Consider the following 24,098-nt stretch of genomic DNA (forward strand, 5'->3'; position numbering starts at 1 on the left):
TCACTGCCACTTGTGTAGGGTCGTGCCAGCAAATACGTATTGGCTCACCACGAGGTGGGCCGGACAGCGCTCAGAGAGGAGCGGGTAATGGTCTCAGCATTTCAATCACCCATCGATCGTCGAACCCTTTTCAAGGCAGGCGGGGCGGGGCTGGCCCTGGCAGGACTGACGAGCCTCGCCGCCTGCTCGACGAACACCGGAGGCGGGGGCGGCGGAACCGTCACCATGCTCTACTTCGGCGAGCAGAGCGCTGCGACGACGTTGCAGAAGGCGATCGAGCCGAAGATCAAGGCGCTGGACAAGAACGCGAGCTTCCAGGTCACGGCGATCAACGGCACCGACTGGAACGACTTCCTCGCAAAGGTTCTGACGCAGATCGCCGCAGGCAACGCCCCCGACATCGTCAGCGTCGCAACGGAGGGTCAGCAGCTGCTCGCCTCCAAGGACCTGCTGGTCCCCCTCGACAGCTACGTGACGAAGGACTTGTCGTCTCTCGACACCTACTTCTCTGGTGTCCACCCGGTTCTCGTCGAGTCGACGATGTACGAGGGCCACCTCTACACGCTCCCCGACAGCTTCAACGCCGGCAGCATGTTCTACTCCACGAGCGTCTTCGAGAAAGCCGGTCTGGATGCACCCAAGAGCAACTGGACGATGGACGACTTCCATTCTTCGGCTGGCAGCATCGCCAAGATGGGCGGCAACACGAACGCCTTCGACTGGGTCGTGCGCCTGTGGGGCAGCTGGACCTCGTTCCTGTACGCCAACGACGGCAACCTGCTCGAGGAGGGCAAGTACTCCGGCGGTGACTGGCTCTGGAAGAGCGACGCCTTCAAGAACAACGCCATCGGCGTGAGCGGTCGCAACGGCGGATGGAAATGGGGTCAGCCGACAGCCAATTCCGACGCTGCCGTCGAGGCGCTCGAGTACATGATCGACCTCCAGAAGTCGGGCTACTCGCCGTCGCCCGATGTCGGAGGCGGTGCGACCCTTCAGGGACTTTTCGCCTCGGGCCGGATCGGCATGGCCATCGGCGGAGGATTCTGGGCCGGCGGCCTCCACAACGCGGGCATGAAGGACGGCAGCTTCGACGTCGTGAACTTCCCGACCTGGAAGAGCAACAAGTCGCTCTTCGGTGCCGGCGGCTACGGCATCTTCAACTCCTCGAAGAAGAAGGACCTCGCCTTCGAGGTGGTGAAGCTCATGGTGCAGCCGTCGACTTTCGACACTCTGTGGCCGGGCAATGTGACCACCCCCGCCCAGAAGCCCCTCATGACAAGCGCCCGGTACGCTTCCACCGGACCTGCGCACTGGTCTACGTTCTACGACCAACTGGACAACTCGGTTCCGATCTCGGCACCGCCGTACTACAACGCTCTGGCGACATCGCTGAATCAGCGCACCACGGAGGCCATCTCGTCCGGCAACGCCAAGAAGGCTCTCGACGGCATGCAGGCCGATTTCGAGCAGGCAGCGAAGCAGTCGTCCTGATGTCAGCCACTCTCGAACGCCGCGATGGCTCGGCCACGGGCCCTCGCCGCGTGACCCCGCATGCACGCCCGGGTGCCAAGAGGGCACGCCGTCGCGAAGCCACATTCGGCTTTCTCATGATCGGGCTCGCCGTCATCTTCGTGGCGGTCTTCACCCTTGCCCCGATCGTCGCGTCCCTCGGGTTGTCCTTCACATCGTGGGACGTCTTCACGCCTCCGAAGTTCGTCGGTCTGGACAACTACACGCGGCTCTTCACCGATGGGCAGGTGCTGGCATCGTTCGGCGTCACGATCACCCTCGCCCTGGCAATCGTGATCCTGCAGATTTCTCTCGGGATGCTGCTGGCGGTGTTGGCCAACAACCGGCGCCGGAACGCCACGCGGGTGTTCTTCCGCACGTCGTTCTACCTGCCGTTGCTGGCATCGACGGCCGCCGTGTCGATCTTCATGGGCTATATCTTCGACACCAAGTTCGGCCTCATCAACTACTACCTCGGCGAGCTCGGCCTCTCGGGCGTGCACTGGTTGAACAATCCATTCTCGGCAAAGGTCACCATCGTCCTCGTCGTCGTGTGGCAGCAGGTGGGCTTCACGTTCGTCCTCTTCGTCGCAGCCCTCATGTCCGTGCCCGTCGATGTGCAGGAAGCCGCGGCCATCGACGGGGCCGGTCCGTGGCGCACGCTGTTCAGGATCAAGATCCCGCTGATCAGCCCGACGATCCTGTTCGCGACAGTCATCGCGATGATCAATGCGATGCAGCTGTTCGACCAGCCCTTCATCATGACGAAGGGCGGGCCCGGGACGGCCACCACGACCGCGACCATCGCGATGTACCAAGCCGGGTTCCAGAACCTCCAGTTCGGATTCGCCTCCGCCATCGCCATCCTGCTCCTGGTCATCATCGGCATCATCACGGGCCTTCAATTCATCGCCGCACGAAAGCTGGTGTTCTACCAATGACGACAGAAATCCTCCACCCGGTCCCCGCTCTCGACGACAACAAGCCCCGTGTCGACGGCGTCGTCCGACGCAGGAAGCCCCTTGTCACGGTCGGCAGCGCCCTCGGCCTGGCGATCCTGATCATCGCCGCCGTCTTTGCCCTCGGTCCGCTCCTCTGGACCCTGACGACATCGCTTCGGACGCCCGCCGCGTCGTTCAACAATCCGCCGCAGTGGTTTCCGGTGGACTGGGACTTCAGCAACTACGCCGCCGTGTTCCACCAGCTGCCGATCGGACAGTTCTTCTTGAACAGCGTCGTCGTCACCCTGCTCATCGTCGTCGGGCAGACGGTCACCTGCAGCCTGTCGGGGTACGCCTTCGCCATGATCTCGTTCCCGGGGAAGAACACGATCTTCGGGATCTTCCTCGCGACGATGATGGTGCCGATCCAGACGATCATCATTCCGGTCTTCGTGATCCTGAAAGACATCGGCCTCACCGGGTCGATCGCGTCTCTCATCATCCCGGCCCTCGGCAGCGCGTTCGGCACGTTCCTGATGCGGCAGTACTTCATGCAGATGCCCAAGGAACTCGGGGAAGCCGCTCGGATCGACGGTGCCAGCCAGTTCGGCGTCTTCCGGCACATCTACATCCGCATGGCGAGCCCCGCTGTGGCGACCCTGGCGATCCTGAACTTCTCGGGCTTCTGGGCGGAGTACTACCGCCCTCTGATCTTCCTCAACCAGCAGAACACCTTCACGCTCCCGCTGGGACTCGTGGCCCTTCAGGGCAACCTCGGCACCGGCTCGATCTCGGTCGTCCTCGCCGGCGTGATCCTGACCATGATCCCCAGCGTTCTCCTCTTCATCCTCGCTCAGAGGTACTTCATCGAAGGCGTGACGGCAGGATCATCCCGATGAACGAGACTCCGGCCGGATCCACTTCGGCGCGCAGGGAAGGACCTCCGTCAATGACACGCACAGCCGATCACCACCTTCCGCGGTTCCATGTCCGCCTTCCGCGCGGGTACGTCAACGACCCCAACGGACCGATCGACATCGGTGGCCAGGCGCACCTGTACTTCCAGTCTCGACCCCGGGTCGACATCGAGATACCCGTCGAGTGGGGCCACGCGACCAGTGACGATCTCGTTCACTGGCGCCTTCACCGCCCAGCCATCGTGCCTGTTCCGGGTGGTGCGGACTCGGGCGGTGCCTGGTCCGGCAACACTGTGCTTCACAGCGGAGCCGTCAGGGCCTACTACTCCGGAAAGGTCGACCACAATCCCTTCCAGTCGGTGCTGATGGCCGAGTCCCTCGACGACGGCGCCACCTACGGGCCGCCCCGGCAGGTCGTCGCCGACCCGGCCGCCGACGAGGGGATCACGATGTTCCGGGATCCCTTCGTGTGGTACGACGATGGCGCCTGGTCGATGGCTGTCGGCGCTGCCGCCGACGACCAGACGGCATCGATCCGCCACTACCGGTCCGCTGACGGAGTCGACTGGGAGTACGTCGGCGATCTCGCGTCGATGCCCCGAGGCATCGTCAACGACGTCGACACCGGAGAGGGATGGGAGTGCCCCCAGATCCTCTCGGTGGGAGGCTCAGAGGTTGCGATCGTGGCCTCGTGGTCACACGCGGCCGGCCCGGGCGACGTCTTCGCCATCGCCCTCGACGGGTCGCAGATCCCGCACAGGGTCGATGACGGTCACAATTTCTACGCCGCATCCGTCATGCGGACGAGCTCATGGGGCCCGGTCTTGTTCGGGTGGGTCACTGAAGGACGCCCGATGGACTGGTCTGCGGCCGCAGGATGGTCGGGTGCGATATCGGCACCGCGAACGACTTGGTTGCAGGACGGACGGCTCGCCTCCGAGCCGCATCCGGCTCTGAGGTCGCTCCGACTCGGCGACTCCCGGTCCGGCCGCAATGCCACTATCGGGGCTCAGGCCGAGGTGGTTCTCCCGGTCGCCGAGACGGGCGTGCTCCGGCTGCGCTTCTCCGATACCGAGTACCTCCTCATCGCCGTCGATGCAGAAGCCGACTCGATCTCGATCGACCGGAGGCACGCCAGCTCGGACACGCGGGCTGACGCGAGGCCGGCCATCGCGAGGGATGCGTTCGCCCCCTCGACCGCTCGACCCGCCGTGCGGATCCTGATCGACGGATCGATCGTCGAGGTCTTCACGAGCGCCGGAAGATCTCTGACGACCCGCGTCTATCCGACGACGGCTCCGCCCTGGACTGTCGACGGGCCCGCCGAGGCGATGGTGTGGGATCTCGAGAGTGCATTCTCCCTCGAGCGCGAGCGCGAGCGCGAGCGCGAGCGCGAGGGCGCCGCCGTGGCCGATCCCGACCACGTCCTGGCCAGACGATGACCGAATCGGACACGGAGTGAACGGGGCGGCGATCGTGATCGCCGGGGAAGCGGTCGTCGATATCGTGACCGGGCGAGCAGGTAGCGAGATACCCGGGGGAAGTCCTGCCAACGTCGCTCTCGGGCTGGGCCGCCTGGGCGCCGACGTCGAATTCGCGACGTGGCTGGGGGATGACGACCGAGGACACCGGATCGCGCATCTGCTGGAGGCATCGGGAGTACGACTCTCGGCGGGCGCCTTCGGAGCTCGGCGGACCTCGACGGCGACAGTGCATCTGACCTCCGGGGGCCAGCCGAGCTACGGCTTCGATGTCGAGTGGGACCTCCCGCGCCTGGAGCAGATTCCGAGATGGCTTCACATCGGCTCGATCGGCGCGTTCCTCCAGCCGGGTGCCGGCAAAGTCCTCGATCTGGTCCGGAGGACGACGGCGTCGGGCGGCACCGTGTCCTTCGATCCGAATATTCGCTCAGATCTCCTCGAGGAGGTCCCTGACGCCCGGGGCTGGTTCGAGCGACTCGCTCAGGGCGCACAGGTGCTGAAACTCTCGGATGAGGACGCCGAGTGGCTCTATCCCGGCTTCGACACCGATCGTGTTCTCGACCACCTCCTGCGACTCGGAGTATCGCTGGCGGCTCTGACGCTCGGCGGGGAAGGAGCTGTCCTCTCAACGTCCATCGCGCGAACCCGGGTCGCGGGGCGCTCGGTCGCCGTCGTGGACACCGTGGGGGCGGGAGACACGTTCATGGCGGCGCTGATCTGGCAGCTCTCCGACCGATCCGTGCCGTGGTCGTCTCTGACCGAGACGGATCTCACGCGGCTCGGCACTGTGAGCGCCGCAGCGGCGTCCATCACGGTCGGGCGGCGTGGCGCCGACCTCCCGAGCATCGGCGACCTACGCAAGGCCATGCGTGACATTCACGTGTGACGGCTCGATGCGTCGAGGTCTCCGCTTCAGCCGTCGGGCCGTCGCGCCGCCCCACCCGAAAACCTGCCGCGCGGCAAGGGTAGCCTCGGAGCATGTCTTCGACGTATGTCTCGGCGCTCGACCTGTTCTCCGTCGGCATCGGCCCCTCCTCGTCGCACACGGTGGGGCCGATGCGCGCGGGGCGGAGGTTCGCCGGCGAGGTGGCGGGTTCCTGCGCCCCGGGCTCCGTGGCGGCGCTGGAGGTGACGCTGTACGGATCGCTCGCGGCGACCGGGATCGGCCACGGCACGCCAGACGCGGTGATCGGCGGGCTGCTGGGGCTCGATCCCGAGACGTGCGACCCGGCGGCCGTGCGCGGGCTGGCCGAGCGGACCACCGGCACGCTGCCTCTCGACGGCGTCGGCGAGGTGGGGTTCGCCGGCGTGCGTCTCGCACCCCTCACGCGCCTGCCGGCGCACCCCAACGCGCTCTCGTTCGAGGTGCGCTCGACGACGGGCGAGACGGTGCGCCGCGACGTCTACTACTCGGTCGGCGGCGGGTTCGTCGTCAGGGAGGGCGAGCCCGACCAGGCGCTTCCCGACCGCGAGGCCCCTCTCGGATTCGACACGGCCTCCGAGCTGCTGGCGCTCTGCGACGAGCACGACGCCCCGATCGCCGACATCGCCTGGCGCAACGAGGTCGCCCTGCACGGGGCCGACGCCGTGGTCGCCGGGCTCGAAGCGCGCTGGGCGGCGATGGAGGCGTGCATCGACGCCGGCTTGACCGCGACCGGCGTGCTCCCCGGCTGGATGAAGGTGCCCCGGCGAGCCGCCGACGTGGCCGCGCGCCTGTCCGAGGTGTCGGCGACCGACCCCGATGCCCCGGCTCGCTGGCTGCAGGCGTTCGCGCTCGCCGTCAACGAGGAGAACGCGGGCGGCGGCCGGGTCGTGACGGCACCCACCAACGGAGCCGCCGGGATCATCCCCGCCGTAGGCCTTTACGCGATCCGCTTCCTCGGCATCGAGCGCGCCGCCGTCGTGCGCGACTACCTCCTGACCGCCGCCGTGATCGGCTCGCTCTACAAGCGCAACGCCTCCATCTCAGGAGCCGAGGCCGGCTGCCAGGGCGAGGTCGGGTCGGCGTCGTCGATGGCCGCCGCCGGCCTGACCGCGGTGCTCGGCGGCTCGTGGCGCCAGATCGAGAACGCGGCCGAGATCGCCATGGAGCATCACCTCGGCCTGACCTGCGACCCGGTCGGCGGGTTCGTGCAGGTGCCCTGCATCGAGCGCAATGCGATCGCGGCAGGAACGGCGGTCTCCGCCGCCCGGCTCGCCCTCCTCGGCGACGGGTCGCACTTCGTCAGCCTCGACACCGTCGTCGAGACCATGCGCCAGACCGGCCGCGACATGTCGGCGAACTACAAGGAGACCTCGGCGGCCGGCCTCGCCGTCAACGTCATCGAGTGCTGACCCGCTCGAAGTGGCGGGGCGGGGAGAGGGACGGGGCTAGCGGGCCAGGAGAGCCTCGACCCCGGCGGCGGTGAGTGCCAGGTCCTGCGCCACCGGCTCGCCGTCGAGGGTGGCCACCGGGGCGATCTGGCGGCCTGACGAGGCAAGCCACAGGGCGGTCGCGGCGTGGAGCTCGTCGACGGTGATGGCGCGGTAGGCGGTCGAGCCGCCCCGTGACTCGACGTCGGCGAAGAACGCCGCCTGCGTGGTGCCCTCGAGCACGCCGAGCGAGTCGGGCGTGGTCACGTAGACGCCGTCGAGGAGTGCGATGACCGTCGAGTTCGGCCCCTCGAGCACGATGCCGTCGGTCGACACGAAGATCACGTCGTCGGCCCCGCGGCGGGCGGCCTCGCGGAGCGCCGCCTTGTTGACGGCGTACGAGAGCGTCTTCGCGCCCTGCAGCAGCCACGGCGAGGTGTCGCGGACGTCGCTCCGGTAGCCGCGGTCGAGGGTGACGACGGCGATCCCCGCCGTGCGCTCCTCATCGAAGCCGCCCGCCTCGAACAGGTGCACCCAGCCGGTGGGCGCCGCTGACGCCGACCCCTCGATGCCGCGGGTGTAGACGAGCTTGACGAGCAGCTCGGGCGCGGTGTCGTCGGCCAGCTCGATGCTCCGCAGCACGGCCTCGCGCCAGACGTCGAGGTCGGGCACCGGGAGGTCGAGCATCGCCGCCGACCTCGCGAGGCGCGTCAGGTGCGGCTCGAGGGCCTGGGCTCGGCCGCCGACGACGCCGATGCTCTCGAAGGCGCCGTCCCCGCGCGTCACGCCCAGGTCGAGGACCGACACCTGCGGGGCGTCGGGGTCGGCGGTCGCGATGGTTCCGGCGGGGTCGATGATCAGCAGCACTGGCGATGTCATACCCCGACGCTACCCTTCTGGCATGGCCAGCAAGAAGAAGACCGAGTTCGAGGCGCCGCGTCTCGACGAACCCGATCCGCAGGGTCTCGACGACTCCGCGGCCGAAGAGCTGGGCTCACGCGAGTCGCACGACGCCGAGCGGTTCACCGGCGGCGACCTCACCGAGTACGACCTCGAGGGCTCGCGGTTCAGCGAGTGCGTGTTCGAGCAGCTGACGCTGACCGGCGCCCGGCTGCGCGGCAGCCGCTTCACCGAGTCGGTGCTCGTCGAGTCGTTCGCGCCCGAGCTGAAGGCGTCACGCACCTACTGGCGGGCCGTGCGGTTCGACCGTCCGCGCTGGGGGTCTGCCGAGCTGTTCGACTCCGAGCTCGAGTCGGTGCGGATCTCAGGCGGCAAGATCGACTACCTCAACCTGCGGTCGTCCAAGCTGACCGACGTCGTCATCGAGAACTGCTCGATCACCGAGCTCGATCTCGGCGGCGTCTCTGCGACGCGGGTCGCCCTGCTCGACTGCCGCATCGGCACCCTCGACGTGACCGGCGCCCGGTTGTCGTCGGTCGACCTGCGCGGCGCGACCTTCGACCGGATCGACGGGGTCGACGACCTCGGCGGCGCCGTCATCGACGACCTCCAGCTCCAGCTGCTCGCCCCGATCCTCGCAGCGAGAATCGGCGTGCTGGTTCGGTGATCCCGTGTCCCGCGGGCGCATTGCCGGTGTCGGCCGCGGGGATCCGGGCTCTGGCGAATCCGCCGCGGCGGCGCAATGTCGACGGACGTAACGCGTAAGGCGAACGAAACATGGCGGTGATACCTTGTGGATCACAAGCAACGCGCTCCGGGGTCAGTGAGATTCTGAACCGGCGGTATAGTCCGCGACCCGCACCGCACGGCGATCATGACGATCGCACGGCGAGGCGGCTGAACTGGTGTGATTCCAGTACCGACGGTGAAAGTCCGGATAGGAGGCAGCGCGTGCCCGTGCGCGTCATCCTGCGCGCGGGCGGCGGCCGTCGGCCGACCCATCCCCGGAGCTCTGACAAGAGCCACCCCGCCCCGAAGGCGGAGTGCAGACCGGAGAAGAACACGTGTTCACGGGAATCATCGAGGAGCTGGGCCGGGTCGTCCGCATCGACGACAACGGCGACTCCGTCCGGCTGACCGTCCACGGCCCCCTGGCCGTCGACGGAGTCCACCACGGCGACTCCATCGCCGTCTCGGGAGTCTGCCTCACGGTCGTGGAGTCGACGGCCGACAGCTTCACCGCCGACGTCATGAAGCAGACCCTCGTCATGAGCACCACGGGCGATCTGGATGCCGGCTCGTCGGTCAACCTCGAGCGGGCGGCCCGCGTCGGCGACCGTCTCGGCGGCCACATCGTTCAGGGTCACGTCGACGGCACCGCCACCCTCGTCGAGCTCGAGCCGGGCGACGCCTGGCGCCGCCTCCGCTTCAGCCTGAGCGACGAGCTGTCGCCGCTCCTCGTCGACAAGGGGTCCGTCACGCTCGAGGGCGTCAGCCTCACGGTCAGTGCGATCAGCGACCCAGGAACTCCGGACGCGTGGTTCGAGGTCTCCCTCATCCCCGAGACCCTCGCCGCCACCACCCTCGGCCACAAGGCCGTCGGCGACCGGGTCAACGTCGAGACCGACGTGCTGGCCCGCCATGTCCGCCGCATGCTGAAGCTCGACGAGCTGTCCGAGACGGCGGCCGCGCTGTGACCACCGCCGCCACGCTCGACACGATCGACACGGCGCTCGAGCACCTGCGCCTGGGGCGGCCGATCATCGTCGCCGACGACGAGTCGCGCGAGAACGAGGGTGATATCGTGCTCTCGGCCGAGCTCGCCTCGCAGGAGTGGCTGGCCTGGCTGGTCCGCTACTCGTCGGGGTTCGTGTGCGCGCCGATGAGCGCCGAGATCGCCGACCGGCTCGACCTGCCGCCGATGGTGGCGCGGAACGAAGACGAGCGGGGCACCGCGTACACGGTGTCCGTCGACTCGGCGAGGGGCGTGACGACGGGGATCAGCGCCCACGACCGCGCCCACACGCTGCGAGTGCTCGCGGATCCTGCGTCCGTGCGAGACGACCTGCACCGCCCCGGGCACATCCTGCCCCTCCGCGCCGTCGCCGGCGGCGTCCGCGCCCGCAACGGGCACACCGAGGCCGCCGTCGACCTGATGATCGCCGCAGGGCTGCGCCCGGTCGGGGTCATCAGCGAGATCGTCGCCGACGACGGCGAGATGATGCGCCTGCCGGCCCTCCACGAGTTCGGCGCCGCCCAGGGCGTGCCCGTCATCACGATCGCCGGGCTCATCGAGTGGCTCGACGCCCGCGAACCCCGCCAGACCCCCACCGCGGCGACTGCCGCTGCTACAGAAGGAGCGACCGCATGAGCGGCGAAGGAGCACCCACCACCACCGACATCGACGGCACCGGCGTCCGCGTCACCGTCGTCTCGGGCACCTGGCACACGAAGATCGCCGAGGGGCTGCTGAGCGGTGCGCTTCGCGCCCTCGAGGCCATGAACGCCACCGTCACCGTCGTGCGCGTGCCGGGCAGCTTCGAGCTCCCCGTCGTCGCGAAGGCCGCGCTCGAGAACGGCGCCGACGCGGTCGTCGCCCTCGGCGTCATCATCCGGGGCGGCACTCCGCACTTCGAGTACGTGTCGGACGCCGCCACCTCGGGCCTCACCCGCGTCGCCATCGACGCCGGCAAGCCGGTCGGATTCGGCCTGCTGACGCTGGACGACGAGCAGCAGGGCATCGACCGAGCCGGCTACCCGGAGTCGAAGGAGGACAAGGGCGCGGAGGCCGCGACGGCCGCCGTCGAGACGGTGCTCACGCTGCGCGCGATCACGGCGCCCGCCCTGGTCTCGTAGCTCGACGGGGCCGGACCCTCGAATCGGCCGCTCAGCGAACGGGCTACGCGAGGACCTCGCCGAAGAACGTCTCCATCGCCGCCCACGAGCGCGCGTTCGCCCGCTCCTGGAACGCGGCGCCATGGTCGGGCGCGTCGGTGCCGGGCACCGCGAACGCGTGCAGCGCGCCCGAGTACGACACGATCTGCCAGTCGTCGGCGCCCGCGGTGGTCATCTCGTCTTCGAAGGCCTCGACGGCGGACGGCGGGACGATGGGGTCGGCCGCACCCGTCAGCACGAGCACGGGCGCCGTCACGGAGCCGGACGCGGCGGGGGACTGCGTGCTGAGGTTGCCGTGGAACGACACGACCCCGGCGACGTCGGCCCCGGCGCGGGCGGCCTCGAGCGCGCCCGAGCCCCCGAAGCAGTAGCCCATGACGGCGATGCGCGACGGATCGACGCCCGGCGTCGCCTTGAGGGTCTCGAGGTTGGCGAGCACGCGCTCGCGGAACAGGTCGACGTCGCCGTAGAACTTCCCGGCGAGGGCGCCCGCCTCGTCGCCGTCCGCCGGCTGGCTGTCCGCGCCGTAGATGTCGCCCGCGAGGGCGATGTAGCCGAGGCGCGCGAGCATCTCGGCGCGCACCTTCACGTGGTCGGTCAGGCCGAACCAGTCGTGAAGCACGAGGACGGCCGGCGAGAGATCGTCGGCATCCGCGGGAGCGGCGAGATAGCCGCCGAGTGCGGTACCGGCGGAGTCGTGCTGCACGTCGGTGGCGGTGACGGCGGCCTCGGGCACGGAGCCCAGGAGGTCGCGGAGTTCGGGGGTCAGGGCTGAGGCATCGAGGGTCATTGTCCCGACGCTACTCGCAGGAGACTGCGCTACTCGCCGACGGCGACCGGGATGGGGGCGACGGACAGCATGCGGTCGACTGCCTCGCGGACGACGATCGCGCGCCGTTCGGTGTCTTCGCGGTGGAGGTTCGTCGTCGACGGGGTGACGAACCACGAGAGCACGAGGCCGAACGACATCGTGAAGACCTCGTCGACGCGCCACTCCGAGTCGATCAGGCCGCCGGCCTGCGCCTCCCGCACGCGCTCCCGGCGCGCCTCGAGCTCCTCGTGATCGACGATGCCGGGGCTCGACAGGCTGACGCCCTCGATCTGACCCCAGAGGATCATCCGGGCGTCGTCGACATGGGCGGAGAAGTGCAGGTAGAGCCGGGACGCCCAGCCGGGCATGTCGTTCGCGTCGAGCGGCACTGCCTCGAGCCAGCGGTCGATCGACGAGCCGAGCGCGGCGTCGAAGAGGTCGCGCTTGGTCTTGAAGTGCGCGTACAAGCGCTCCTTGCTTGCTTCCGCGTTCCGCGCGATGGTGTCGATCCGGGCCCCGGCGAGGCCTCGCTCGGCGAATTCCGTGTGCGCGGACGCCAGGATCCTCTCGCGAGGAGGGGTCTCTCTGCGTGCCATTTTTCGAGTGTATGTCCGGAGGGGCATCCCCGGGCCAGAAATCCGGAACAGAACGTTCGGTGTGTCGGCGAGAAGCCTCGTCAGCCTGCCGGGCGCGTCATCGGAACATGCACGATCTCGTCGTCCAGGAAGTCGTCGCCCGAGCGCACGAAGCCGAAGCGCGCGTACCAGCCCTCGAGGCGGGCCTGCGCGTCGAGGCGGGTGAGCCGGCCTTCGGCGGCATCGACGGCGCGCTGCATCAGGACGCCGGCGTAGCCGTGCCCGCGGGCGGGGAGGGCGGTGGCGACCCGGCCGATCCTGCGATCCTCTCCGTCGTACAGGAGGCGCAGCGTCGCCAGCACGTCGCCGCTCGCGTCGGCAGTCCAGAACTGGCGTGTGTCGGGCTCGAGGTCGCGACCGTCGAGCTCGGGATAGGCGCACGCCTGCTCCACGACGAACACGTCGACGCGCAGCCGCATGATCCGGTAGAGCACCGTCGGGTCGAGGCGGGCGGTGAGGGCGTCGTCGTGCGTGACCGTCATGCTTCGAGCGTACGGGGTGATCGCCGAGCGCTCTGTCTGTCGAACACATCGACGGGCGCCTGCCGGTGCAGGCCCGCCGCCGCTCTCAGCGCTCGACGCGCACGCCCAGCGTCTGCACCCGCGGCGCCGCCTCCGGGGTCAGGCGGATCTCGACCCGCAGCCGGCCGTGCGCGCCGGGGATCCGCCACACCAGGTGCGAGGGCGCCGACGACTCCTCGTCGGGCCCGGCCTCGGGGCCCGCCGGGAGCGGCTGCTCGGCGAGCCCGCCCGCGGCGTCGATCGCCTCGGCCCAGGCCGTGCGGCGGTGGCCGAGGGGCACGTCGAGATCGACGTTCTCGCTCAGGAGACCCGCGGGCACGTCGGCCCCGCGCACGACGGCATCGACAGCCGCCTGGGCGACGCGCGTCTCGGGCCACACGGTGGCGCGCGGCGCGGCGTCGACGTCGTGGAGCAGCGCGTGCAGCGTCGAGGCGGTCGGGACCGACACCTGCGCGTAGGTCGCGTTCTCGAACGCCACCATGCCGATGCCGGAGGCGGCGTGCCAGCGCATGTGCGCCGAGAAGCCGGGGTAGCCGCCGGAGTGCGACACGACCGTTCCGAGGTCGACCTGGTCTTCGACGAACAGCCCGAATCCGTACGCGGTCGGCTCGCCGCTCGACTTCGACACCGCGGGCACGTACCGGTGCATCTGCTGGAGCTCGCGCCGCGACGCCCGCGAGAGGATCCCGTCGCGGTCGCCGTCGCGGCCGTCGGCCCATGCCGACGACAGCCAGCGTGCCCAGCGCGACAGATCGGCGACGGTGCTGAACAGCCCGCCGATCGGCGAGAAGCCGCCCGGGCCCGAGAAGGGGAGCGGCTGCCATTCGCCGTCGAGCCTCCGGTGGCCCACGGCGAGTCGGTCGTCGGCGTCGTCGGGCCGCACGAACCCGGTCGACGCGAGCCCGAGGGGCTCGAGGATCGACCGGGTGACGACGTCGCGGTAGGGGGTGCCGCTCGCGACCGCGACGACCCGGCCGAGCAGGGCGTAGCCGAGGTTGGAGTAGGCGAATCGGGTGCCGGGCACGCTGTCGAACGACAGCCCCGAGGTGAGCAGGGCGTCGAGGGCCTCGTCGGTGATCGACTCCTGCCGGTCGCCCCACGGGTCGTCGGTGGGAAGGCCCGCCGACATCGTGAGCAGCATCCGGATCGTGGGCACCGGCGCGTCGGCCGACGGCAGTCGGACGGCCTCGAAGGCGGGGACGTACGCCGTCACCGGGTCGTCGAGGTGGAGCGACCCCGCGTCGCGGAGGGCGAGGAGGGCGGTGGCCGTGAAGCTCTTGGTGCACGACGCGATCCGGTAGACGGTGTCGGCGGTGGGCCGCGTTCCTGCGACCGTTCCCGTGGAGCCGGTGTGCACCAGGCCCTCGGGCGTGAACACCCCGTACGAGGCGCTCGGGGCATGACCCTCGCCGGCTCGCTGATCTTCGCCGGCTCGCAGATCTTCGCCGGCTCGCTGATCTTCGCCGGCTCGCTGGGCGAAGAGCCTGTCGACGCCGCGCACGGCCTCTGTGAGCGACGTCACTTCAGACCGGCCTTCCGTCGCATGTGGTCGTAGGCGTCGAGGGCCTCCTGCCGCGACCGCTTCAGGTCGACCATCGGCTCGGGGTAGTCGTCGGTGCCGTACTCGGGCACCCACTGCCTCACGTAGTCGCCCTGCTTGTCGAACTTGTCGCCCTGCAGCACCGGATTGAAGACGCGGAAGTACGGCGCCGCATCGGCGCCCGACCCGGCCACCCACTGCCAGTTGCCGGGGTTGTTGGCCTCGTCGGCGTCGACGAGGGTGTCCCAGAACCAGGCCTCGCCCACTCGCCAGTCGACGAGCATGTTCTTGATCAGGAAGCTGGCGGCGATCATGCGCACGCGGTTGTGCATGACGCCGGTCTGCCAGAGCTCGCGCATCCCGGCGTCGACCATGGGGATGCCGGTGCGGCCCTGCTGCCACGCTTCGAGGTCGGCCTCGTGCGGCTCCGCCCACTCGAAGGCGTCGAACTCGGGGCGGTAGTTCGCCGTCGCGAGGTCGGGGTTGGCGAAGAGGACCGTGTAGTTGAACTCGCGCCAGACGACCTCGCGCAAGAAGCCCGCCGCCTGCTTCTTCGCGGCCGGCGACAGGTCTCCGCGGAGGCGGTGCCACACCTGGAACGGACTGATCTCTCCGAACTTCAAGAACGGCGAGAGGTGGCTCTGGGTGTCCTCGCCGGGGAAGTCGCGCCGGTCGTAGTCGGCGAGGTCGTCGGCGATGAACTGCTCGAGACGACGATGAGCGCCGGCCTCGCCGGGCTCCCACCGGTCGCGCAGGCCACCCGCCCAGTCGGGCTTCTCGGGCAGCAGCGACCAGGAACTCAGGCGGTCGCCCTTCGGCGCGGGGGTCAGGCCGTCGAGGTGCTTCGGCCCGGGATACGGGTGGCGGGGCTCCGGCTGGTCGAGGCACGCGCGGTAGAACGGCGTGAAGACCTTGAACGGGGTGCCCGAGCCGGTCTTGATCGTCCACGGCTCGAAGAGGAGGCTGCCCTGGAAGCTGTGCGCCTCGATGCCGGCGTCGGTCAGGGCCTCTTTGATGCCCGCGTCGACCTCGCGGGCCCGACCGCCGTAGCGGCGGTTCCAGACGACGGCACCGGCGTCGATCTCGGCGGCGAGGGCGGGGATCACGTCGGCCACCGGGCCGCGGCGGAGCGTCAGCGCAGCCCCGCGGTCGTCGAGGTCGGCGGCTAGCGACTCGAGGCTGTGGTGCAGCCACCAGCGGGAGGCGGCGCCGATCGGCCGGATACCGGCCGTCTCGTCGTCGAGGACGAACACGACGACGATCGGCTCGCCGCGTTGGACGGCCTGGTGGAGGGCGGGATTGTCGGCGACCCGGAGGTCGTCACGGAGCCAGACGAGGGTGGGGGAGGCCACTCAGCTGCCGACCCCGACGGGGGCGGTGACGCCTTCGCTCGACTCGGCAGCCGCCGCCGGCTCATCCGGCGCGTTCGCCGCGTCGCCCGGGAGGCTGGGATCGTCTGGGAAGCACAGCCGGTCTTCGTTCGGCGTGTCCGCGATCTTCGGGCCCAGGCGCAGCTTGAGGCAGAGCGCCATCAGCTGCTCGAGCTCGTCGCGGTCGAGAGTCCCGCCGACCCGGCGCGCGATGGCATCGGCGTGGCGGACGGCTGTCGACCGGAAGACCTCGCTGCCGAGGGAAGTGAGCGCCACGATGATGCCGCGACCGTCGCCGGGGTCGCTGAGCTTCTCCACGATGCCCTTCGCGGTGAGGCGGTCGACGAGGCGGCTGATCGAGGGCTGAGTCAGCAGCAGGTGCTGGGTCAGGTCTTTGATGCGAGCGCGCTTGTCGGTCTGGTTCGACAGATTGAAGAGCACGTCGTACTCGTTGAACGAGATCTCGTTGGTGGGAAAGCACGCCGTCAGCTCGCGCATGATCGTGACCTGCGCCCGGAACAGGGCCTCCCAGGCCCCCACGGCCGCGCTCTTGTCGCTCATCGCTACTCCCTCAAACAGTTCCATCAGTGTACGGAGTACCGCCGACAAAAGACCGGGGAGGCGAGGTGCCGACGGGCTACTCGGTCGGCTCCGCGACCTCGAAGCCGTAGTAGCCGCAGGCCTCGGTGAGGAAGAGCCCCGGGAACTGCGCGACGACCGCCGTCCAGGCGCGAGCGCCGTCGAGGCCGAGGTCTTTCACGGCCTCCGGGTCGAGCTCGGCGTCCTCGGCATCCGTCTCGAGCAGGACGGTGGCGATGTAGCCGCCGTCGATGTTCTCGTTGTCGCCGAACGGCATCGAGATGGTGAAGCCGTGCGCGATGTCGTCCTCGACGCGCTCGGCGGTGAGCTCGATGTGCGGCTGGAGCCGGCGGGCCAGATCGATGGTCGAGTCGATCCAGGTGCGCGCCTCGGCGGCCTGCTCGGACGACCATCCCATCTCGGCCCGCGCCTCGTCGAAGCCGTCCAGCCTGACCGGGCCGTCGTCCGACCAGGTCGCCGTGATGTCGGTCGTCGACGTGTCGATCGACGGCGTCACGACGAGCTCCGACGGCAGATCGTCGACGCCGTACGCGAGCCAGAGGCCCAGCTCCGGCAGCGCGGAGTCGAGCAGGTCGCTCGTCGGGCGGACGTTGCCGGGCACGACGAAGCTCACCTCGAACTCGGAGCCGACGCGAACCGGCTGAACGACGCCGAGGGGCGACCGGCCCGACGCGTCGACCCAGTCGACGTCGTCCGGGTCGTAGAGGAGGACGCCGTGGGGGCGCTGGTCGGAGGAGATCCAGCGGAGGTCTGCGAGAGTCACGCGCCCAGTCTGGCATCCCCGGGGCACAGCACCGGTCGACAGACTGAAGGCCAGCTACCGAGGCGGGTAGCTGGCCTTCTCCCTTGCACCAAGAGTGTCCTGCAATCACATTCCACTGACGTTGCCACAGCAAACAACTTCAGTGACATCAATGTATAACGGCGAGGTAACGACGTCTAGTTACCGAATCGTTATTTTGCTGGGAAGTCACCCAGTGGCCACTGACGGCCGGGGTACGCGATGTCGGCGGGCCGGGGGACAACGGCGAGGGCGGCTCAGAAGACGTCGGGGCTGGGCGTGGAGGCCTGACGGATCGACACGTCGGCGTGACGGTCGAAGCGGTAGCCGACGCCGCGGACGGTGCGCACGATGTCCTCGAACGCGCCGAGCTTCGAGCGCAGGCGACGCACGTGCACGTCGATGGTGCGCTCGTTCGGCACCTCGTCGTCAGCCGCCGACCAGAGGCTCGAGATGAGCTCCGCGCGGTCGATGGTGCGGCCCTCGCGCAGGACGAGGTACTGCAGGAGCTCGAACTCCTTGTAGGTGAGGGGAGCGACGTCGCCGTCGAGCAGGACGCGCTTGCGCGAGATGTCGACCACGACGCCGCCGCGGGCGCCGGGCTCCTCGTCGACCTCGGTGTGACGGTGCTTCGCGAGGGCGGCTGGATCCTGCAGCGCGAGTCGCACCACATCCACGTCGCGCCCCCCGGCGCCTTCGGGGGCGAGCGCCACGGCGGCATGCGTCTCGGCGGCCGGGGCCAGCTGCTGCGTCAGGGCTCGCAGCTGCGAGACGATCTCGCCGAGGCTCGTGCCGGCCTCCAGGGCCTTGAGCTCGTCGATGCCCACGTAGAGGACGAAGCCTCGGGCTTCGCTCCCCTCGGGGACGGCGCGAAGGCGGGGGGCGGGGGATTCCGTGACGGCCGTGAGGTGGCGCTGGGTGGTCTGGACGGGGGTGGTATCGAGTGCGAGTGACATGGGTGAGCTGAGTCCTCTGGGACGTCGAAGGCGCCCGTTCGTCCGCTGTCGCGACCCTCGTGGAGCGGGAGGGGCGTGCGGAGAAGGAACGCGATGCCTTCTGTGTGTGCCGCGTGGCTCCCTGCTGAGCGGAATGAGGCTCGAAGCGGGTAGCAAGTGGGGATGCGCCGCCGGGTGGGCGGATGTGCATCCGGAGTCGGCCTCGCGAGCGGGTGTGCTCGCACTGAGGGTGCGGGTCGCAGACAGCGGTATCAGGTCTGCGGACCTGCGGAGACTCGGCGGGTCGGACGCCTTTAGGCGTGCATTCGACAACACATGACTGCCGTGACCGACATCATGCCGGCCGACGCCTTGAGACCTCGGGGAGCGGAGGCTCCCTGGGTGATCGGGGCGAACGAGTGTGCAGTCATGGCCCCGATTGTTTCGCACGGCGACGCCCGGTGTCAACCGGACGTGCCGCCCGTGCCCTACTCGGCCAGCCCGTACAGGCGGTCGCCGGCGTCGCCAAGTCCGGGCACGATGTAGCCGTTCTCGTTGAGGCGCTCGTCGACGGCGCCGAGCACGATCGACACCTCGCGGCCGTGCATAGCCTTCTCGACGGCGGCCAGTCCCTCGGGCGAGGCGAGGATGCAGACGGCGGTGACGTCGACGGCTCCGCGCGCGAGCAGGAAGTCGATCGCGGCGATCAGCGAGCCGCCGGTGGCGAGCATGGGGTCGAGCACGAAGCACTGGCGGTTCGACAGGTCGTCGGGGAGGCGCTCGGCGTAGGTGACCGGCTGCAGGGTCTCCTCGTCGCGCATCATGCCCAGGAACCCCACCTCGGCGCTCGGCACGAGCTTCGTCATGCCCTCGAGCATGCCGAGGCCGGCGCGCAGGATCGGCACCACCAGCGGCCGCGGCTTCGAGATCGCGAGGCCGATGGTCGTCGCGACCGGCGTCTCGATCTCGACGGGCTCGGTGCGGACGGTGCGCGTGGCCTCGTAGGCCAGCAGCGTCACGAGCTCCTCGGTGAGGGCCCGGAAGGTCGGCGACTTGGTCCGCCGGTCGCGGAGCACGGTCAGCTTGTGGGTGATGAGGGGGTGGTCGGCCACGTGCACTCGCATAGGCTCGAGGCTAGCGGAGTCGAACGACGGAGGTGGCCGGTGCCCGCGATGCCGACGGAGTTCGCCGCGTGGATGGGCGACGCCCTCGACGAGGCCGCCCTCTGCGCCGCGACGGGCGACGTCCCGGTCGGGGCCGTCGTGGTCGACGCCGCCGGGCGCATCATCGGCTCGGGCCGCAACGAGCGCGAGGGGGCGCAGGATCCCACCGCCCACGCCGAGGTCCTCGCTCTGCGGGCCGCGGCCCGTGCCACCGGCGACTGGCACCTCACCGGCTGCACCCTCGTCGTCACCCTCGAGCCGTGCCCGATGTGCGCCGGGGCGATCCTGGCGGCGCGGGTTCCGCGGGTCGTGTTCGGCGCCTGGGACGACAAGGCCGGTGCCGCCGGAAGCCTCTACGACATCCTGCGCGACCGGCGCCTGCCGCACCGGGCCGAGGTGTACGCCGGCGTGCGAGAGGCCGAGTGCGCCGCCGTCCTGCTCGACTTCTTCGCCGCCCGCCGCTGACGAGGCCCCGCTCCGCCCCGCCGTTTCGGCTCAAATCCGCCGTCTATCCCGCGGGCCCGCGCCGCTCCGGCGGTCTGGCGGACGCTGCGGCGCAGCCGCGCCGCGCCGAAGGCGCCAGAAGGCATCGATTAGCGGCCGCCGCGGCCGAGGACCAGGCGAAGCCCGGCCTGCGCCGCTCCGGCGGTCTGGCGGACGCTGCGGCGAAGCCGCGCCGCGCCGAAGGCGCCAGAAGGCATCAATTAGCCGGCCGCCGCGGCCGAGGACCAGGCGAAGCCCGGCCCGAGACCATCAGGCGACCGGCTAATCGGCGGCGCGGAGGATGATCGCGTCGGTCGGCGGCGCGACGGCGTCGGGCGCCGCGTAGACGTCCGGCTCGACGTAGATCACGCGTGCTACGGGAACGGCCGCGCGGATCCGCGCCTCGACGGCGTTGATCGACGACGCGACGTCGGCGAGCAGCATGCGCCCGCTCAGCGCCACCTTGACGCCGACGAGCAGCTCGTCGGGCCCGAGATAGAGGGTCTTCATGTGGATGATCGACTCGACCTCGGCGCCCTCGGTGATGGCCGAGCGGATCGCGGCGACGTCGGTGGACGACGCGCCCTCGCCGACGAGCAGGCTCTTCGTCTCGATGCCGAGCACGATCGCGACGAGGATGAGCAGCGCGCCGATCAGCACCGTGCCGAGCGCGTCGAACAGGCTGTTGCCGGTGACCCAGGTGAGGCCGACGCCGAAGAACGCGAACACCAGGCCGGTGAGGGCCGCGGTGTCTTCGAGCAGCAGCACGGGGAGCTCGGGGGCCTTCGCCCGGCGGACGAACTGCACCCACGATCCCGTGCCCTTGTGCGGCCGCGCCTCGCCGAGCGCCGTCTTGAGCGAGAAGCCCTCGAGGCCGATCGCGATCACGAGCACGATCATCGGCAGCCACGGCACCTCGAGCTCGTGGGGGTGCTGCAGCTTCTCGATGCCCTCGTAGAGCGAGAAGACGCCGCCGACCGAGAACAGGATGATCGACACGACGAACGCGTAGACGTACCGCTCGCGGCCGTGGCCGAACGGGTGCTCCTCGTCGGCGGCCTTCTTCGCCTGGCGGCCGCCGATCAGCAGCAGGAACTGGTTGGCCGAATCGGCGATGGAGTGGATGCCCTCTGCCAGCATCGACGCCGACCCCGACAGGGCCCACGCGATCAGCTTGACGAGGGCGATCCCGAGGTTGGCGCCGAGCGCCGCGAAGATCGCCTTGTTTCCGTGACCCGAGCTCATGCAAAGCCTTCCTCGTGATTTGCGACCCGGACCCCTGCGCCCGCGTCGCTGCCGCCAATCCTAGGATGGACGAATGACCACCACCCTGCCCGCCACAGCGATTCTCGGAGCCGGATCGATGGGCGGTGCGATCCTGCAGGGGCTGCTCAGCCCGGAGGTGACCGTCGAGGGGGGTCTCCGCGTGACCAACCGCTCCGAGGCCAAGGCGGGCGCCCTGCGACGCGGAGCCGTCACGTCTCTGGCCACCGAGACCGATCCGGCCGCCAACGCGTCGGCGGTCACGGGCGCGAAGCTGGTGCTCATCGGCGTGAAGCCGTACCTGGTCGTCGACCTGCTGCGCGAGATCGCGCCGGTCCTCGAAGCGGGCACGATCGTCGTCAGCCTCGCAGCCGGGATCACCACCGCCGCGATGGAGGCCGTCCTGCCCGAGCACGTGGCCGTGCTCCGCTCGATGCCGAACACACCGGCCGTCGTGGGCCTCGCCGTCACGGGCCTCGCCGCCGGCAGCCGGTCGAGCGACGCCGACCTGGCGCTCGCCCGCTCCCTCTTCTCGTGCGTCGGCGACGTCGTCACGATCCCGGAGGAGAAGATCGACGCGCTCTCGACCATCTCGGGCTCGGGACCGGCGTACGTCTTCTACCTGATCGAGGAGATGACCCGTGCGGCCGTCGACCTCGGCTTCACCGACCACCAGGCCGCGACCATGGTGCAGGGCACGTTCCGCGGGGCGAGCGAGCTGCTGGCCCGCGAGGTGATCGATCCCTCCGAGCTGCGCCGCCGGGTGACGAGCCCGGGCGGGACGACCGAGAGGGCGGTGGAGGTGCTGCAGAGAGCCGACCTCAAGGCCGTGTTCGACGACGCCGCGGCGGCCGCGCTGGCGCGGGCCAAGGAGATCGGCGGCGAGTGAGGCGGCGTCGGGCGGTTCCTGCGACCCGCTCTACGACTCCAGGGCCGAGAACCGCTCGAGATCCGTCTCGGTTCCGCTGACGATGATGAGGTCGTGGTCGCCGACGACGGTGTCGGGGCGGGCCTCCTGGAAGGCGCCGCCGGGGCTCTTCACCCCGACGATCGTGACGCCGAACTTCGGCAGCACCTTGCACGCGCCGAGGCTCTGCCCCCGCACCGACTTGGGCGGGTACATCTTGACGATCGAGAACTCGTCGTCGAACTCGATGTAGTCGAGCATGCGGCCCGAGACGAGGTGCGCGACTCGCTCCCCGGCCTCGGCCTCCGGGTAGATGACGTGGGTCGCGCCGATGCGCGTGAGGATCTTGCCGTGCGAGGTCGAGATGGCCTTGGCCCAGATCTGCGGAACTCCGATGTCGACGAGGTTCGCCGTGATGAGCACGCTGGCCTCGATCGACGATCCGACGCCGACGACCGCGATGGCGAAGTCCGCGGCGCCGATCTGGCGGAGCGCGTCGATGTCGCGAGCGTCGGCCTGGACGGCGTGCGTCACGCGGTCGGCCCACTTCTGGACGAGTCCGGCGCTGGTGTCGACGACGAGCACCTCGCGGTCCTGGCGTTCGAGCTGGCCGGCGGTCGCGGCGCCGAACCGGCCGAGCCCGATGACCAGGACGGGGGCGTCGTGGGGAATCCGTTCAGCCAACGATCGGCCTTTCTTCGGGGCGGGTGAACAACTGGCGGCGCTGGCTGTTGGCCAGGGCCACGGCGAGCGTCACTGTACCAACGCGGCCCATCCACATCGTGACCGCCAGCACGTACTTGGCCGGGTCGGGCAGCGAGCTGGTGAGGCCGGTCGAGAGGCCGCAGGTGGCGAATGCCGAGATCACCTCGAAGAGCACGTGCGAGAGCTCCGCCTTGGTGATCTGCAGGATCACGATGGTCGCCACGGCCACGATCGTCGCGCCCCACAGGGCCACGCTGACCGACAGGCGCAGCACGTCGGAGGGGATGCGGCGGCCGAACGCCTCCATGCTGCGCTTGCCGCGCGCCTCGGCGAAGGCGGCCAGGAACAGCACGGCCAGGGTCGTCACCTTGATACCGCCCGCGGTCGACGCGGAGCCGCCGCCGATGAACATCAGCATGTCGGTGACCAGAAGGCTCGAGTCGTGCAGATGCGCGATGTCGATCGTCGAGAAGCCGCCCGAGCGCGCCATCGTGCTCAGGAAGAACGACTCGAAGACCGTCTTGCCGGCGTCGTCGGTGCCGAAGGTGCGCGGGTTGTCGAACTCGAGCACAAGGTAGAGGACGGCTCCGGCGACCAGCAGCACGGCGGTCGTGACCAGCGTCAGCTTCACGTGCAGCGACCAGCGGCGCGGATGCAGGGGGTTGCGCGTGATCGCGTAGATGACCGGAAAGCCGATGCTGCCGAGGAAGACGCCGACCATCAGCAGCCCGAGAAAGACGAAGTCGCCTTCGAACGGCGCGAGCCCGGCTGCGTTCGGCGTGAAGCCGGTGTTCGTGAACGCCATGGCCGAGTAGTAGAAGCTGTCGAGCACGGCATCGCCGAACGGGATGCCGTCGATCAGCATCCGCGGAATCAGGAGGAGGGCGATCGCGAGCTCGATCGCGAGGGCGCTCACCGCCACCGTCGTCAGCAGGCCGCCGACCTCGCCCAGCCGCACCGCCTGCCCCTCGGGCACCGGGCCGGCGTGGGCGCGCAGCGGGTTGGTGTCGCTCGCCGCCATCAGCTTCGACCGGAGGCCGAGTCGGCGCGACACGACGAGGCCGAGGATCGACGCCACGGTCAGCACTCCGATCGCGCCGATCTGGACGCCCACGAAGATGACGACGTGGCCGAACAGCGACCAGTGCGTCGCCATGTCGACGGTCGCGAGCCCGGTGACGCAGATGACCGACACGGCGGTGAACAGCGAGTCGGCGACCGGGGTGATCTCGCCCGACGTCGACGAGATCGGCAGCATGAAGATGCCGGTGAAGACGAGGATCAGCGAGGTGAAGATGAGGATCGCGAACCGCGCCGGCGACTTGCGGGTGATGTCGTCGACCGAGTCGCGGAGCACGGCCAGAGGCCCTCGCGAGCCCTTCGAGACGG

The 24,098-nt window shown here is 69.7% G+C and carries 24 protein-coding genes, 1 pseudogene and 1 riboswitch; of the genes and pseudogenes, 12 read left to right on the forward strand and 13 right to left on the reverse strand.

What is annotated here, in order from left to right; genetic code table 11:
- The first annotated feature begins 87 nt into the window (after positions 1–87).
- The 6 genes from AC07TY_RS07985 (at position 88) to AC07TY_RS08010 (ending at position 7,182) form a co-directional block, all read left to right on the forward strand.
- Complete coding sequence (locus AC07TY_RS07985; RefSeq protein ID WP_488624525.1) at positions 88–1,491, forward strand: ABC transporter substrate-binding protein; 1,404 nt, start codon at positions 88–90, stop codon at positions 1,489–1,491.
- 50 nt (positions 1,492–1,541) lie between these two features.
- Positions 1,542–2,450 (forward strand): carbohydrate ABC transporter permease, encoded by a 909-nt coding sequence (locus tag AC07TY_RS07990; RefSeq protein WP_494784942.1) that lies wholly within the window; start codon positions 1,542–1,544, stop codon positions 2,448–2,450.
- Positions 2,447–3,349 (forward strand): carbohydrate ABC transporter permease, encoded by a 903-nt coding sequence (locus AC07TY_RS07995; RefSeq protein ID WP_494784943.1) that lies wholly within the window; start codon positions 2,447–2,449, stop codon positions 3,347–3,349. The genes AC07TY_RS07990 and AC07TY_RS07995 overlap by 4 nt, the downstream gene beginning before the upstream one ends.
- Before the next feature lie 50 nt (positions 3,350–3,399).
- A complete protein-coding gene (locus AC07TY_RS08000; RefSeq protein ID WP_494784944.1) occupies positions 3,400–4,809 on the forward strand; it encodes a glycoside hydrolase family 32 protein in 1,410 nt (469 codons plus the stop codon).
- Positions 4,810–4,825: 16 nt separating this feature from the next.
- Complete coding sequence (locus tag AC07TY_RS08005) at positions 4,826–5,734, forward strand: carbohydrate kinase family protein (RefSeq protein WP_494784945.1); 909 nt, start codon at positions 4,826–4,828, stop codon at positions 5,732–5,734.
- Between the two features lie 92 nt (positions 5,735–5,826).
- On the forward strand, positions 5,827–7,182 hold the full coding sequence (locus AC07TY_RS08010) for an L-serine ammonia-lyase (protein WP_494784946.1): 1,356 nt from the start codon (positions 5,827–5,829) through the stop codon (positions 7,180–7,182).
- Between the two features lie 36 nt (positions 7,183–7,218).
- Here the strand turns inward: AC07TY_RS08010 and AC07TY_RS08015 are convergent, their stop codons facing one another.
- Positions 7,219–8,079, reverse strand: a complete 861-nt coding sequence (locus tag AC07TY_RS08015) for an aminotransferase class IV (RefSeq protein WP_494784947.1) — start codon at positions 8,077–8,079, stop codon at positions 7,219–7,221.
- A gap of 22 nt (positions 8,080–8,101) precedes the next feature.
- Between AC07TY_RS08015 and AC07TY_RS08020 the strand changes: the two genes are divergently transcribed.
- The 4 genes and pseudogenes from AC07TY_RS08020 to ribH all read left to right on the forward strand — a co-directional run bounded on the left by AC07TY_RS08020 (position 8,102) and on the right by ribH (position 10,956).
- Complete coding sequence (locus AC07TY_RS08020) at positions 8,102–8,767, forward strand: pentapeptide repeat-containing protein (RefSeq protein WP_158614158.1); 666 nt, start codon at positions 8,102–8,104, stop codon at positions 8,765–8,767.
- A 138-nt stretch (positions 8,768–8,905) separates the two neighbouring features.
- Positions 8,906–9,055, forward strand: a riboswitch (FMN riboswitch).
- A gap of 109 nt (positions 9,056–9,164) precedes the next feature.
- Entirely contained in the window at positions 9,165–9,797 is a 633-nt protein-coding gene (locus tag AC07TY_RS08025) for a riboflavin synthase (RefSeq protein ID WP_494784948.1), read from the forward strand.
- Positions 9,794–10,432 (forward strand): annotated as a pseudogene (ribB, locus tag AC07TY_RS08030) (3,4-dihydroxy-2-butanone-4-phosphate synthase); the annotation flags it as partial. The gene AC07TY_RS08025 and the pseudogene ribB, both read left to right, overlap by 4 nt.
- Positions 10,433–10,467: 35 nt before the next feature.
- Positions 10,468–10,956: a 6,7-dimethyl-8-ribityllumazine synthase gene (ribH, locus tag AC07TY_RS08035; RefSeq protein ID WP_494784949.1), complete on the forward strand. Its 489-nt coding sequence runs from the start codon at positions 10,468–10,470 to the stop codon at positions 10,954–10,956.
- 43 nt (positions 10,957–10,999) lie between these two features.
- On the opposite strand, the gene AC07TY_RS08040 is transcribed toward ribH, so the two are convergent.
- The 9 genes from AC07TY_RS08040 to upp all read right to left on the reverse strand — a co-directional run bounded on the left by AC07TY_RS08040 (position 11,000) and on the right by upp (position 19,312).
- Complete coding sequence (locus AC07TY_RS08040; protein WP_494784950.1) at positions 11,000–11,785, reverse strand: dienelactone hydrolase family protein; 786 nt, start codon at positions 11,783–11,785, stop codon at positions 11,000–11,002.
- A 29-nt stretch (positions 11,786–11,814) separates the two neighbouring features.
- Positions 11,815–12,402 (reverse strand): TetR/AcrR family transcriptional regulator, encoded by a 588-nt coding sequence (locus AC07TY_RS08045; protein ID WP_158614157.1) that lies wholly within the window; start codon positions 12,400–12,402, stop codon positions 11,815–11,817.
- A gap of 80 nt (positions 12,403–12,482) precedes the next feature.
- Positions 12,483–12,923 carry a GNAT family N-acetyltransferase gene (locus AC07TY_RS08050; protein WP_494784951.1) on the reverse strand — a complete coding sequence of 147 codons (441 nt, stop codon included), beginning with the start codon at positions 12,921–12,923 and terminating at the stop codon, positions 12,483–12,485.
- Positions 12,924–13,008: 85 nt separating this feature from the next.
- Positions 13,009–14,484, reverse strand: a complete 1,476-nt coding sequence (locus AC07TY_RS08055; protein WP_494784952.1) for a serine hydrolase domain-containing protein — start codon at positions 14,482–14,484, stop codon at positions 13,009–13,011.
- The gene (locus AC07TY_RS08060) at positions 14,481–15,854 is read right to left on the reverse strand and encodes a cryptochrome/photolyase family protein (protein WP_488624515.1); all 1,374 of its coding nucleotides are present in this window, start codon (positions 15,852–15,854) and stop codon (positions 14,481–14,483) included. The genes AC07TY_RS08055 and AC07TY_RS08060 overlap by 4 nt, the downstream gene beginning before the upstream one ends.
- Complete coding sequence (locus AC07TY_RS08065) at positions 15,855–16,433, reverse strand: MarR family winged helix-turn-helix transcriptional regulator (protein WP_494784953.1); 579 nt, start codon at positions 16,431–16,433, stop codon at positions 15,855–15,857.
- 76 nt (positions 16,434–16,509) lie between these two features.
- Positions 16,510–17,235: a hypothetical protein gene (locus tag AC07TY_RS08070; protein WP_494784954.1), complete on the reverse strand. Its 726-nt coding sequence runs from the start codon at positions 17,233–17,235 to the stop codon at positions 16,510–16,512.
- Positions 17,236–17,510: 275 nt separating this feature from the next.
- A complete protein-coding gene (locus tag AC07TY_RS08075; RefSeq protein WP_494784955.1) occupies positions 17,511–18,209 on the reverse strand; it encodes a winged helix-turn-helix domain-containing protein in 699 nt (232 codons plus the stop codon).
- 467 nt (positions 18,210–18,676) lie between these two features.
- Positions 18,677–19,312, reverse strand: a complete 636-nt coding sequence (upp, locus tag AC07TY_RS08080; RefSeq protein WP_123505259.1) for a uracil phosphoribosyltransferase — start codon at positions 19,310–19,312, stop codon at positions 18,677–18,679.
- Between the two features lie 72 nt (positions 19,313–19,384).
- Here upp and AC07TY_RS08085 point away from each other — a divergent pair, with 72 nt between their 5' ends.
- Positions 19,385–19,816, forward strand: a complete 432-nt coding sequence (locus AC07TY_RS08085) for a nucleoside deaminase (protein ID WP_123505875.1) — start codon at positions 19,385–19,387, stop codon at positions 19,814–19,816.
- A gap of 300 nt (positions 19,817–20,116) precedes the next feature.
- On the opposite strand, the gene AC07TY_RS08090 is transcribed toward AC07TY_RS08085, so the two are convergent.
- Complete coding sequence (locus AC07TY_RS08090) at positions 20,117–21,079, reverse strand: cation diffusion facilitator family transporter (protein ID WP_488624510.1); 963 nt, start codon at positions 21,077–21,079, stop codon at positions 20,117–20,119.
- A 73-nt stretch (positions 21,080–21,152) separates the two neighbouring features.
- Here AC07TY_RS08090 and proC point away from each other — a divergent pair, with 73 nt between their 5' ends.
- Entirely contained in the window at positions 21,153–21,986 is an 834-nt protein-coding gene (gene proC / locus AC07TY_RS08095) for a pyrroline-5-carboxylate reductase (RefSeq protein ID WP_488624509.1), read from the forward strand.
- Between the two features lie 30 nt (positions 21,987–22,016).
- On the opposite strand, the gene AC07TY_RS08100 is transcribed toward proC, so the two are convergent.
- Together AC07TY_RS08100 and AC07TY_RS08105 are read right to left on the reverse strand one after the other, a co-directional pair.
- The gene (locus tag AC07TY_RS08100) at positions 22,017–22,688 is read right to left on the reverse strand and encodes a potassium channel family protein (protein ID WP_123505256.1); all 672 of its coding nucleotides are present in this window, start codon (positions 22,686–22,688) and stop codon (positions 22,017–22,019) included.
- On the reverse strand, positions 22,681–24,072 hold the full coding sequence (locus tag AC07TY_RS08105) for a TrkH family potassium uptake protein (protein WP_123505874.1): 1,392 nt from the start codon (positions 24,070–24,072) through the stop codon (positions 22,681–22,683). The genes AC07TY_RS08100 and AC07TY_RS08105 overlap by 8 nt, the downstream gene beginning before the upstream one ends.
- Positions 24,073–24,098: the final 26 nt, after the last annotated feature.

Source organism: Frondihabitans sp. GW821-FHT04F02, from assembly GCF_059420045.1.

What these genes read in the sequence shown, in the direction of transcription:
- AC07TY_RS08040 (WP_494784950.1), bottom strand. Translation starts at nt 11,785, where the DNA reads ATGACCCTCGATGCCTCAGCCCTGACCCCCGAACTCCGCGACCTCCTG.
- AC07TY_RS08085 (WP_123505875.1), top strand. Translation starts at nt 19,385, where the DNA reads ATGGGCGACGCCCTCGACGAGGCCGCCCTCTGCGCCGCGACGGGCGAC.
- AC07TY_RS08020 (WP_158614158.1), top strand. Translation starts at nt 8,102, where the DNA reads ATGGCCAGCAAGAAGAAGACCGAGTTCGAGGCGCCGCGTCTCGACGAA.
- ribH (WP_494784949.1), top strand. Translation starts at nt 10,468, where the DNA reads ATGAGCGGCGAAGGAGCACCCACCACCACCGACATCGACGGCACCGGC.
- AC07TY_RS08075 (WP_494784955.1), bottom strand. Translation starts at nt 18,209, where the DNA reads ATGTCACTCGCACTCGATACCACCCCCGTCCAGACCACCCAGCGCCAC.
- proC (WP_488624509.1), top strand. Translation starts at nt 21,153, where the DNA reads ATGACCACCACCCTGCCCGCCACAGCGATTCTCGGAGCCGGATCGATG.
- AC07TY_RS08090 (WP_488624510.1), bottom strand. Translation starts at nt 21,079, where the DNA reads ATGAGCTCGGGTCACGGAAACAAGGCGATCTTCGCGGCGCTCGGCGCC.
- AC07TY_RS08045 (WP_158614157.1), bottom strand. Translation starts at nt 12,402, where the DNA reads ATGGCACGCAGAGAGACCCCTCCTCGCGAGAGGATCCTGGCGTCCGCG.
- AC07TY_RS08050 (WP_494784951.1), bottom strand. Translation starts at nt 12,923, where the DNA reads ATGACGGTCACGCACGACGACGCCCTCACCGCCCGCCTCGACCCGACG.
- AC07TY_RS08065 (WP_494784953.1), bottom strand. Translation starts at nt 16,433, where the DNA reads ATGAGCGACAAGAGCGCGGCCGTGGGGGCCTGGGAGGCCCTGTTCCGG.
- upp (WP_123505259.1), bottom strand. Translation starts at nt 19,312, where the DNA reads ATGCGAGTGCACGTGGCCGACCACCCCCTCATCACCCACAAGCTGACC.
- AC07TY_RS08000 (WP_494784944.1), top strand. Translation starts at nt 3,400, where the DNA reads ATGACACGCACAGCCGATCACCACCTTCCGCGGTTCCATGTCCGCCTT.
- AC07TY_RS07985 (WP_488624525.1), top strand. Translation starts at nt 88, where the DNA reads ATGGTCTCAGCATTTCAATCACCCATCGATCGTCGAACCCTTTTCAAG.
- AC07TY_RS07995 (WP_494784943.1), top strand. Translation starts at nt 2,447, where the DNA reads ATGACGACAGAAATCCTCCACCCGGTCCCCGCTCTCGACGACAACAAG.
- AC07TY_RS08010 (WP_494784946.1), top strand. Translation starts at nt 5,827, where the DNA reads ATGTCTTCGACGTATGTCTCGGCGCTCGACCTGTTCTCCGTCGGCATC.
- AC07TY_RS08015 (WP_494784947.1), bottom strand. Translation starts at nt 8,079, where the DNA reads ATGACATCGCCAGTGCTGCTGATCATCGACCCCGCCGGAACCATCGCG.